Below are 11,110 nucleotides of genomic sequence, written 5' to 3' on the forward strand. Positions count from 1 at the left end.
CTCGTGAAGAAGGAGTAGCTCCTCATGACCACTCAAGTTCAACTGACCTTCGGCGAGCTGGCATCGCTGATGAAGAACGGCGCCGGTATCACGGTCGACCCGGAGGAGATGGAGAGCCGGCCGGACTCCACCTTCGCCGAGTTCGGCCTCGACTCCCTCGGCCTCCTCGGCATCGTGGGCGAGCTGGAGAACCGGCACGGGCGGCCGATGCCCCCGGACGCCGAGCTGTGCAAGACCCCGCACGACTTCATCGACCTCGTCAACACCGCACTCACGGCTGGAGCATGACATGTCCGGACACACGGAGAACGAGATCGACATCAAGGCCCCCCTCGACCTCGTCTGGGACATGACCAACGATCTCGAGAACTGGACGCAGCTGTTCAGCGAGTACGCGGCGGTCGAAGTGCTCTCCCGGGAAGGCGAGAGGACGACCTTCCGGCTGACCATGCACCCCGACGACAACGGCAAGGTCTGGAGCTGGGTCTCCGAGCGGGTGACCGACCGGACCGGGCTCACCGTACGGGCCCGCCGGATCGAGCCCGGCCCCTTCCACCACATGGACATCCGGTGGGAGTACGAGGAGACCCCCGACGGTACGCGGATGCGCTGGAGCCAGGACTTCGCGATGAAGCCCGAGGCCCCGGTCGACGACAAGGGGATGACCGACCTCATCAACCGCAATTCCCGCATCCAGATGGAACTCATCCGGGACAAGGTCGAGCAGCGCGCCCGCGAACGCGGACCGCGGACCCCGGTCACGCCCAACTGACGCCCGTCCTGGCGGATTCGGTCCGGCTCCCGGCGGGGCCTCGGACGGCTCCGCCGGGCACCCCCGTACGGCCCCCCACGTACGGCACCCCCACGATGAAGGGACCCCTCGTATGCACCGCGCTCTGATCGTCGCCCGCATGAAGCCGGGATCGGCCCCGGACATCGCCGATGTCTTCGCGGCCTCCGACCTCGGCGAACTGCCGCAACTGATCGGTGTCACCGGGCGGAGCCTGTTCCAGTTCGGCGATGTGTATCTGCACCTGATCGAGGCGGACCGGCCGCCCGGCCCCGCGGTCGCCAAGGTGACCGCCCACCCGGCCTTCCGGGACGTCAGCGAACGGCTCTCGCCGTACGTGAACGCGTACGACCCGGAGACCTGGCGGAGCCCGAAGGACGCCATGGCCCACGAGTTCTACCGCTGGGAGCGGGACTCAGCCGTGTGACGCGCGGACACGCAGAGCGGGAGGAAGACCCGACATGGTGCAGATCGATGAGCGACCGGCCGAACCGGCGCCCGAGTGGGTGCGATGCGAGGGCTGTGCCGAGCTGGTCTACGGCAAGCGGTTCGGCCGGACGCTGAGCGTGTGCCCGGGCTGCGGCTGGCACGGGCACCTCACCGCGCACCAGCGGCTCGACCAGCTGCTCGATCCGGGCTCCGCGTCGCCGATCGCGCTGGTGGAACCCCTGCACGACCCGCTGGACTTCACCGACACCCGGCCCTACACCGAACGGCTGGCGGACGCCCGGGCCACCACCGGCCTGCACGAGGCGGTCGTCTGTGTGCAGGGCCGGATCGAGAACCGTCCCGTGGTCGTGGCCGCGATGGACTTCCGGTTCCTCGGGGGCAGCCTGGGCTGCGGAGTCGGCGCACTCATCACCGAAGCCGCGCATACGAGCCTGCGGGAGCGGATCCCACTGCTGCTCGTGACGGCGTCGGGCGGCGCGCGGATGCAGGAGGGTGTCCTGTCCCTCATGCAGATGGCGAAGACCGCCCAAGTGCTGGCGGAACTCGACGAGGCGGGCATCCTCACCGTGTCGGTGATCACCGATCCGACGTACGGGGGCGTGGCCGCGTCCTTCGCCACGCTGGCGGATGTGATCCTCGCCGAGCCGGGTGCGCGGCTGGGCTTCGCCGGTCCGCGGGTCATCGAGCAGACCACGGGGCAGCGGCTGCCGGATGGTTTCCAGACCGCGGAGTTCCTCCTCCAGCACGGCATGGTGGACGACGTCGTGCCGCGGTCCGCGCTGCGGACGACGCTCGGCCGGCTGCTGGCCCTGGGGTCCTCGGCGCACGGGCCTGTCCCGGACCCGCCTCCGGATGCGGCACCGGCTCCGTCCGGCGCGATCCTGCACCGTCTCGAGGAGGTGCACGAGCGGGACTCCTGGGAGGCGGTACGGCTCGCCCGGCATCCCGACCGCCCCACCGCGCTCGACTACGCCGGCCACCTGCTGGACGACTTCCACGAACTGCACGGCGACCGGCTCGCGGAGGACTGCACCGCCATCATCGGCGGTCCGGGCCTGCTGAACGGGCGGCCGGTGATGCTGATCGGCTGTCACAAGGGCGGGCCGGGACTCGCCGAACGACAGCACCACAAGTTCGGTATGGCCACGCCCGCCGGCTACCGCAAGGCGGCCCGGCTGATGCGGATGGCCGCCAAACTCGGCCTGCCGATCGTCACTCTGATCGACACACCGGGAGCCAACCCCGGCCCGGAGTCGGAGCGGAGCGGCCAGGCCGTCGCCATCGCGGAGAATCTGCGGCTGATGTCCCGGCTGAAGGTGCCCGTCGTCGCCGTACTGATCGGCGAGGGCGGCAGCGGCGGGGCGCTCGCCCTGGCCGTTGCGGACCGTGTACTGGTCAGCGCGCACGGCGTGTATTCGGTCATCAGCCCCGAAGGCTGCGCCGCCATCCTGTGGAAGCAGCCCGAGGCGGCCCCGGCCGCCGCGGCGGCGCTGCGACTCGACGCACGCGAACTGCTCCGCCTGGGGATCGTCGACGGCGTGGTCCCCGAACCGCCGGGCGGCGCCCACTGCGACCACGTGGCCGCGGCGGCTCTCCTCGGCGCGGCGCTGAACGCGGCCCTGGACGAGCTCGTGCCCTGGGAACCCGACCGGCTGCTGAGGAGCCGCAGAAGCCGGTTCCACCGCTTCGGCGTCGAGGAAGGCATTCCTGCCCGAACCGGAAGAGGTGCATCGTGACGCTCGACACCCACAAGACGAACCATCAGGAGAACGGCCACCGCCCGGCCTTCACCGGAAACGGCTTCGGCGGCACGGACCTCGCCCCCCTGGCCCGCGCGGACCTGGAGTCGGTCTGCCGCAGCGCGCTCGGGCTGGCGAACGCCGGCCCGAGACCGCCGCTGAGGATCAAGCTCCAGCACGGGCACATGACCGTGGAGATGGAGTGGCCGGACCAGGTCGCCATCGGCGCCGCCGCCCAGCCGGAACCGGCGCTCCAGCAGCCGGCCCGGCCGCCGCTCGACCCGTCCCCGACGCAGGAGAACGGGCTCCGGTACGTCCTCTCCCCGACGGTCGGCACGTTCTACCACGCACCGGAACCGGGAGCGCCGCCGTTTCTGTCGGTCGGCGACGTGGTACGCCCCGGGCAGCCGATCGGCATCCTCGAGGTCATGAAGATGATGAGCACGGTCGAGGCGGATACCGCAGGACGGGTGGTGGAGTTCCTCGCTCCGGACGCGCACCCGGTGGAGTTCCAGCAGCGGCTCGTCGCGCTGGAGCCCCTGCCCGAGGCGGAGGGCTGACCCCGATGTTCAGCACCGTCCTCATCGCCAACCGGGGTGAGATCGCGCTGCGCGTCGCGCGGGCCTGCCGCGAACTCGGTATCCGTACGGTGGCGGTGTACTCCACCGCGGACCGCGACTCCGCCGTGGTGCGCTTCGCCGACCAGGCCGTGCACATCGGGCCTGCGCCGTCGAAGGCCAGCTATCTCCATGTGCCCGCGGTTGTCGAGGCAGCCCTGCTCTCCGGAGCGGAGGCCATCCACCCGGGGTACGGATTCCTGTCGGAGGACCCCGACTTCGCCGAGATCTGCGAGGCCAACGGGATCGTCTTCATCGGCCCGTCCCCGCGGGTGATGCAGCAGCTCGGTGACAAGGCGGCGGCCCGCACGGCGATGGCGGCGGCGGGCCTGCCCGTGCTGCCGGGCAGCACAGCGGCGCTGACGACGGCCGCGGAGGCGAAGGAGATCGCTCAGCAGACCGGCTACCCCGTGATCTTCAAGGCGGTCGCGGGGGGCGGCGGGCGCGGTATGGCGGTCGTACGCGACCCCGACAGCCTCCTGAGCGCGTACCGGGAGACCCGCGCCCACGCACGGGCCGTCTTCGGCGACGACCGGCTGTATCTGGAGCGGTTCATCGATGACGCCCGGCACGTCGAGGTCCAGGTCCTGTGCGACCGGCACGGCAGCGCGGTCCACCTCGGCGAGCGCGACTGCTCGGTGCAGCGACGGCACCAGAAGCTCATGGAGGAGGCCCCGGCTCCGAATCTGCCGGAGGAACTGCGCACGGCGATGTGCGAGTCCGCGGTGCGAGGCGCCCTGGCCGTCGGGTACACCGGGGCCGGCACGTTCGAGTTCGTCCTGACGCCGTCCCACGAGTTCTATCTGATGGAAGTCAACTGCCGCCTCCAGGTCGAGCACCCGGTGACCGAGATGGTCACCGGAGTCGACATCGTGCGCGAGCAGATCCTCATCGCCGCCGGGCGGCCGCTGAGCGTGAGCCAGCCGGACGTCGCACTGCGCGGAGTGGCGGTGGAGTGCCGCGTGAACGCCGAGGACCCGGCGCGGGATTTCGCTCCGACTCCCGGACCGCTGACCGAGTTCGTCCCTCCGGGGGGCCCGTTCGTCCGGGTGGACACGCACAGCTTCCCCGGCTGGCAGGTGGGACCGGACTATGACTCCCTGCTGGCGAAGACGGTCGTCTGGGCGCCCGATCGCGAGCAGGCGCTGGCCCGTATGGACCGCGCCCTGGGAGAGTTCCGAGTCGGTGGCGACGGGGTACGGACCACCATCGACTTCCTCCGGCGGACCCTGGCCTGCCCGGAGTTCCGGGCCGCGGAACACACCACGGGTCTGGTCGGGAAGATGCTCGAGCCCCGGGCGGCGGCCTCTGCCGCGCCCGGGGCATAAGCGAACGCAAGGGAGAGCCGGCCGCCGGGGATGTCCCCTTCCCCGGCGGCCGGCCGCCGGGCTCAACCGGGGACGGTGCTTTCGAACGCGTGCAGGTACGCGTTGACCGGACGGACGTCCCCGACGCGAAGACCTGCCTCCGTCATCCGGTTGATCAGACTCTCCTTGGAGTGCTTCGCTCCTCCGACATTGAGGAGCAGCAGCAGATCCATGGCGGTGGTGAACTTCATCGAGGGGCTGTCGTCGACGAGATTCTCGATGACCAGGACCCTGGCACCCGGGTGTGCCGCGGCAACGACGTTGCCCAGGGTCTTGCGAGTGCTCTCGTCGTCCCACTCGAGGATGTTCTTGATGATGTACATATCGGCCTTGACCGGGATGTCACTGCGGCAGTCCCCGGGGACGATCCGCACCCGCTCGGCGAGCGGGCCGCCCTTCCGCAGCCGTGGATCCGGGTTCTTCACCACGCTGGGAAGGTCGAGCAGCGTCCCCCGCAGGGCCGGGTGCTTCTCCAGCAGACTGGCCAGCACATGTCCCTGGCCACCGCCGATGTCCGCCACCTCCGACACCCCGGTGAGGTCGAGGAGTTCGGCGATGTCCTGCGCCGACTGCTTGCTGGAGGTGGTCATGGCCCGGTCGAACACCTGGGCCGACTCTCCGGCATCGTCGTGCAGGTAGTCGAAGAAGCCCTTGCCGTACAGATCGTGGAAGACGTTCTGGCCGGAACGTACTGCCTCGTCGAGCCGCGGCCAGGCCTCCCAGGTCCAGGGCTCGGTGCACCACAGGGCGATGTACCGCAGGCTGTTCGGGGCGTCCTCCCGCAACAGCCGTGACATCTCGGTGTGGATGTACTTGCCGTCCTCGGTCTCGGCGAAGATCCCGTAGCAGGACAGCGCGCGGAGCAATCGTTGCAGTGGCCGCGGCTCGGTGTCCACCGCAGCCGCCAGTTCGACCACGCTGGTGGGCGCGTCCTTCAGGGCGTCCGCAACACCGAGTCTGGCTGCCGCGCGCACCGCTGCGGCGCACGCGGCCCCGAATACCAGTTCCCGAAGTTGCATGGCCGGCTGAGGAGTGGGGATTACGGTGGTCATGTACCGCCTCCATTCTTCCGGATCAGGTGACCTGGCCGGTCAGCACAGGCCGGCTGGTTTGGAGGACCGGCACACGTTGCTCCTGAATTTGTTGCCCTTTCCGGTGTCCCCATTGACCTGGTCCGCCGGGCTGTTGCGCAGCGATACGTTGAAGGTGATGGTGTTGCGTTCGTTCAGGGCGCCCACGAAGCTCTTGAAGAGCACGATTCCGCCGGAGAGCGGTGACTTTCCGACGTTGTCCCGTACGAGATTGCCTCGTACCAGCGTGTCCTCGGCGCCGGTGAGAACAATTCCGGAGCCCTGGATGAACGGGAGGCGGGTGTTTCCTGCGCAGTACTTGTTGTTCTTGGAGACCTCGTTGTAGACAACGCTGAGGGCACCCGCCCGCGGCTTCGACTCATCGCCCACGACGAAGATTCCACCGCAGTTCCCGGTCACCGTGTTGTTCTCGATCGTGAGGTTTCTGCTGCGCCGGATCGTGACGCCGATCCGGTTACCCGAGAGAGTGTTGCCCCTGATCACCGCACCCTTGGTGTCGAGCGATCCGCCCTCTCGTTCGGTCGTGTTCGCGATGAAGATGCCCGTCTCTGCGTTGTTCCGGGCGGTGTTGTAGTTGAACACGCCCCGCGTGGACTTCTGCTGCGCGATGCCCCACTTACCGCTCTTCTCGGCTGTCACACCGTAGACACCCAGGCGGTCGGTCCCGGTGGCCCAGATGGCGTTGTTCTTGAAGCCGGAGACGGTCAGCGAGCGGATGCTCACCTTCCTGACGACGTGGTCGGCCGTACCGGTGACGCAGATGCCGTTGCCGGCCTGCGCACAGGAGTTCTTCGTCCTGCCGGCGGCCGGCTTGATCACCGTGTCCGCCCCCGACCCACGGAGGGTCAGATTCGACTTGGTGATCCGGACGCTCTCCCGGAAGGTTCCGGGCAAGATGACGATGGTGTCCCCTGGTCTGGCCTTGTTCACCGCCTTCTGGATCGACTGCCCCGGGTGGACGACGTGCTTGCTCTCGTGGGGATGCGGGGCGGCGCCCAGTCCCGTGACCATGACGGCTGTGATGCTTGCGAGGTACTTCACCTGGCGTTTTGTCATGATCCGAAGCTATGGGCGATCAGCGGGGTTCGCCACATGTGGTAACCCGTCAGCTACAGCAGGTGCTCCCATCGGCCCTACCGGTCCCGGCATTCGGCTCAATCCGGGGGCGGGGCAGCGCCTTCCTGCCCTTTCGTGGTGACGGCCGTCCCCGCGGGCTCGACGGGCAACGGGTCGCCTTCGGCACCCGGCTGAGGAGCGGTCGGCCCGTCCGGCATCTCGGTGATGAGGAAGGACGCCAGGCCGGCCGGCAGGAACCAGGGTCGAACGCGAGGGACGGTCACGTAGTGGCCAACGGCGCAAGGCCCGGGACGACACCTCAGCGCGGACAGCTGTCGCCGGTCACCACCCGAACGGCCCCTCACCGGGGCCCCGGGGCGAGCCGGGCCTCAGCTCGGTACGCCCACACGGCCCAAGGGCGGCCTGACCGTCGGGGGCAGGCCGCCCCTCCTACGCGGGGCGGGCAGCGGCCGCCCGGACGGTCGCGAGAGCTCCGCCTCCGCCCTGCTCGCGTTCACCCTTGCCGGTGAGGAACACGTCCCTGGAGACCCGGGGGGTCACTGCTGGACAGCCGCACCCGTGTCGCAGCCGGCGAGGGACTTCACCTTGACGTTCACCTGCTCCGCCGAGTCCTTCTTGAGCTCGAGCTCGATGTCGCCGACGTCGATGACGCTGTTCACCGCGATCTGGCCGAAGGCCGCCTGGAGGTTCTCCAGACCGCCCGACTCGGACCAGGCCTCGGCCAGGCTCTGGTTCAGCGCGGCGAGTTGGGCGTTCATCTGCCCGAGATCGGCGGTCGGGTTGGCCTTCGCGTACGCCTTGGGCTTCTGCTGGTCGAGGGACTTGATCTTTACCTCCGGGGCCTTGCCGCCACCGCCGACCTTGATGCCGTCGATCAGCACACCGGCGTCGCTTGCCGGGAGCGCCTTCAGGGCGTCGTCCAGGCCCTGCAGACTGTCCGCCTCGAGCCCGGCCAGCGGCAGGAACTTCGCCAGCTGGGCGTCCAGCTGCGAGGCGTCGAACGAGACGCCCTCCTTCGCCTTGGTGACCGCCTCGGACGTCTTCGCGTTCACGGACGGGCACTTGTTGGCCTGGCTCGCGCCCTCCGCCGCCGCGGAGGAACCCTTGTCCTCCCCGGCCATGGCCGCGCCGGTGGCCACGACACCGGTGATCAGAGCCGCGCTCGCCATTCCGATTCCCAGCACACGACGCTTGTTGGTGCGTATTGCTCGAGACATGCGCTCAACCTCGCAGAAGAAGAAAACAGGACGTGGGAGCGCCCTCCAGTCAGCGGCAACGGCCGCTCGGCGCCGGCGCTTTCACCCGTGGGGGTGTCACCCGGATCCGTCGGTCTCTCCCGGCTGCGATATCACGGCCGGGCACGGGACCCCAAGTGATGCCTGCCGCGGTATCGCACCGTTGAGTACGGATCCCGGCGCGGTCGTGCTCAACACAAAGCGCACTCGTCCGCAAATTCCTTTTTGCCTGTCGCCGCTCTGAAAGAAAGTCAGTTATGCACGCACTCACGACACTTGGTGTATTCAGCGGCCCGGACGCCCATAGCTCGACATGTGTGCGGTGAGTTCGGTGGACAGCTCCTTCAAGAGCAGTTCGTGGTGGCTGTGCAGGAAGAAGTGGTCTCCTGGCATGCGGTGGAGCGAGAACTCCGCGTCGGTGTGCCGGGACCACGCCCGGACCTCGGCCATGCCGAACTCCGCGTCGTCCTCGCCGCCGAAGGCCACGACGGGGCACCCGAGGGGCGGGCCCGGACGGTACACATAGGTGTCGGCGATCCGGAAGTCGGCCCTGATGACCGGGAGCATCAGCTCCATGAACGCGTCGTTGTCCAGCAGTTCGCGTGGTGTCCCGTTGAGCTCGCCGAGGCGTCGGCGGAACTCCGCGTCGGGCAGGAACGATGCCCCTTCCCCCTCCTCCCGGGACCGCGGGCCGGGTGCGGAGAACGCCGCCACCACAAGACATACGGGGGCCCTTCCCAGCGCCTCCAGCCGACGGGCGGCCTCGAACGCCAGGAGCGATCCGAGGCTGTAGCCGAAGAGTACGAACGGCAGGTCGAGCCGCCCCTCCAGACCGGCGAGCACATCCTCGACGAGCCACTCCGGATCGGTGTACGGGGGCTCGCCGAAGCGGGTACCGCGGCCGGGCAGCTCGATCGGGCACACCTCGACGAAACCGGGGAGCTCCCGCTCCCAGTGCTTGAACAGCCGCGCCGAACCGCCTGCGTAGGGCAGACAGAACAGCCGGAGCCCTGTGCCGGTGCCGGCAGGTCGAGGTGTCGCGTCCCCCCTCACCGCCGGCGCCTCGCTGCCCGCCGGCCCCGTCCCCTGGGGAGGGATCCGTCGGATGCCTCATCCATCGGGGACGGGCGGCCGTCCTCGGCGGGTCGCGCTCCGGACAGGTGATCGGCGAGCCGCCGTACCGTCGGTTGCTCGAACATGGTCACCAGCGGGAACCGGCTGTCCAGCGCGGTCTGGAGGATGCGGTGGATGCGGACGATGAGAACGGAGTCCGCTCCGATGTCGAGCAGATGGTCGTGGACGGTGATGGCGTCGTGCTGCAGTTCGGCCCGGAGGATCGCGAGGATCGTCGCCTCGGTCTCGCTCTCGGCCCCGCCGTCACCGCTGCCGCCGTCGCCGGGGCCTGAGCCGGTTACGGCCGCCTCCTCGGCCAGGCGTTGCAGTTCACGCCGGTCGAGCTTGCCGCGTGAGGTGAGCGGCAGCTGCTCCACCTCGGTGAAGGAGGACGGCACCATGTAGCCGGGGAGCCTTGCCGCCAGCCGCTCGCGGAGGACTGCGCCGAGGGGGCCGGGGGCGGGTACCGAGGCCGGGGCCGGGGCAGCGTCGGCCGCGAGGGAGCCTCCGAGCAGCCCGTGCAGCACCTCGCTGTCGTCGTCGAGGGCCAGCGCCCGGCGCAGCGCGTCCGTGGCGCGGATGAAGCCGACCTGGCAGAGCCCGATCCCGCACGCCTCCGCGGAACCGTCCAGCAGCTGCGTCATCAGGCCCGCCTCCAGCAGGCAGAAGTCGCGCGCCCGCTTCCCGTACATCGGCTCGACGGCTTCGCGCCGGGCGACGAGGAAGACGGAGAACGCGGAGCTGCGGAACGTCCCCTGGTTGTCCGGCGCGTGAATCGCCGGGTCGAGCTCGGCGTCCGCGTCCAGCGACACCAGCCGGTGCTGCCGCGGATCGTAGTAGTACGTGCCGCCGTCGAGGCCGCCGACCCGGCCCGGCGCGACATAGAGGTAGGTCTGCACCGGGTAGAGCGCTCCGGCCGAGCCGTAACGGTATGTCGGGAAGGGGCCTTGGTCGTCGGCCCGCAGCGGTTCCAGCAGCCGGCCGATCGCGTCCAGGGGCACCGGCCCGTCCCCGTAGGTCCGGCGGCTGGCACGGGGCCGGGTCCCCGGCTCGTCGCGCGGCGTCGCGGTGGGCAGCTCCTGGGCGGTTCCCTCGAGGTCGGTGCGCAGCCCGAGGCGCCGCGCCTTGAAGGCCAGCCGTTCTGCGGGGTCGGTGATGACATCGCCGAGCGCCTCGTCGTAGGCCTGCCGGGCGGCGGCGCCGTCCCGGCTTTCCGGAACGACGACGGCGGCGAGGCGGCGGCCCTCGCGTTCGCCTCCGACGGCGACGACGGCGGCCGCGCGGACCTCGTCCTGGCGGAGCAACGCCGCCTCGATCTCACCGAGTTCGACGCGGTACCCGCGTATCTTGACCTGGAAGTCCTCCCGGCCGACGATCTCGATCTCGCCGTCCGGCAGCCACCGGCCGAGGTCCCCGGTGCGGTAGAGCCTCCGGCCGGTACGGGGATGGACGATGAACGACTCCGCGGTGCGCTCCGGATCCCGCCAGTAGCCGTCCGCCAGACCGCTCCCGCCGATGTACATCTCCCCCGTGACCCACACGGCGCAAGGTTCCAGTCGGTCGTCGAGAATCTCGAAGGTCTGGTTGCGCATGGGCCTGCCGTACGGGATGGAGCCGCGGCCGGCGTCGGC

General features: G+C 69.8%; 11 protein-coding genes. 6 read left to right on the forward strand and 5 right to left on the reverse strand.

All coding sequences use genetic code 11. The features are described 5' to 3' along the window. Positions 1–24: 24 nt before the first annotated feature. The 6 genes from ABZW18_RS28900 (at position 25) to ABZW18_RS28925 (ending at position 4,924) form a co-directional block, all read left to right on the forward strand. A complete protein-coding gene (locus ABZW18_RS28900) occupies positions 25–288 on the forward strand; it encodes an acyl carrier protein (protein WP_356193005.1) in 264 nt (87 codons plus the stop codon). A gap of 1 nt (position 289) precedes the next feature. Then, positions 290–772, forward strand: coding sequence for an SRPBCC family protein (locus tag ABZW18_RS28905; RefSeq protein ID WP_356193007.1), 483 nt, complete (start codon positions 290–292; stop codon positions 770–772). 112 nt (positions 773–884) lie between these two features. After that, positions 885–1,217 carry a TcmI family type II polyketide cyclase gene (locus tag ABZW18_RS28910; protein ID WP_356193009.1) on the forward strand — a complete coding sequence of 111 codons (333 nt, stop codon included), beginning with the start codon at positions 885–887 and terminating at the stop codon, positions 1,215–1,217. Positions 1,218–1,251: 34 nt separating this feature from the next. Then, on the forward strand, positions 1,252–2,976 hold the full coding sequence (gene accD / locus ABZW18_RS28915) for an acetyl-CoA carboxylase, carboxyltransferase subunit beta (protein WP_356193012.1): 1,725 nt from the start codon (positions 1,252–1,254) through the stop codon (positions 2,974–2,976). Further along, on the forward strand, positions 2,973–3,539 hold the full coding sequence (locus ABZW18_RS28920; RefSeq protein ID WP_356193014.1) for a biotin/lipoyl-containing protein: 567 nt from the start codon (positions 2,973–2,975) through the stop codon (positions 3,537–3,539). Before accD ends, ABZW18_RS28920 begins: the two co-directional genes overlap by 4 nt. A gap of 5 nt (positions 3,540–3,544) precedes the next feature. Further along, on the forward strand, positions 3,545–4,924 hold the full coding sequence (locus ABZW18_RS28925; RefSeq protein ID WP_356193017.1) for an acetyl-CoA carboxylase biotin carboxylase subunit: 1,380 nt from the start codon (positions 3,545–3,547) through the stop codon (positions 4,922–4,924). A 62-nt stretch (positions 4,925–4,986) separates the two neighbouring features. Here ABZW18_RS28925 and ABZW18_RS28930 read toward each other — a convergent pair whose 3' ends face one another. The 5 genes from ABZW18_RS28930 to ABZW18_RS28950 form a co-directional block, all read right to left on the reverse strand. After that, the gene (locus ABZW18_RS28930; RefSeq protein WP_356193019.1) at positions 4,987–6,015 is read right to left on the reverse strand and encodes a methyltransferase; all 1,029 of its coding nucleotides are present in this window, start codon (positions 6,013–6,015) and stop codon (positions 4,987–4,989) included. Between the two features lie 39 nt (positions 6,016–6,054). Continuing rightward, complete coding sequence (locus tag ABZW18_RS28935) at positions 6,055–7,110, reverse strand: right-handed parallel beta-helix repeat-containing protein (protein ID WP_356193022.1); 1,056 nt, start codon at positions 7,108–7,110, stop codon at positions 6,055–6,057. A 557-nt stretch (positions 7,111–7,667) separates the two neighbouring features. Then, complete coding sequence (locus ABZW18_RS28940) at positions 7,668–8,348, reverse strand: hypothetical protein (protein ID WP_356193024.1); 681 nt, start codon at positions 8,346–8,348, stop codon at positions 7,668–7,670. Between the two features lie 303 nt (positions 8,349–8,651). Then, positions 8,652–9,419: an alpha/beta fold hydrolase gene (locus tag ABZW18_RS28945; RefSeq protein ID WP_356193027.1), complete on the reverse strand. Its 768-nt coding sequence runs from the start codon at positions 9,417–9,419 to the stop codon at positions 8,652–8,654. Further along, positions 9,416–11,110, reverse strand: a 1,695-nt coding sequence (locus ABZW18_RS28950) for a nitroreductase family protein (RefSeq protein WP_356193029.1), incomplete at its 5' end; no start/stop codon positions are given. The genes ABZW18_RS28945 and ABZW18_RS28950, both read right to left, overlap by 4 nt.

It is taken from the genome of Streptomyces sp. NPDC004647 (genome assembly GCF_040609575.1).
GTDB lineage: Bacteria > Actinomycetota > Actinomycetes > Streptomycetales > Streptomycetaceae > Streptomyces.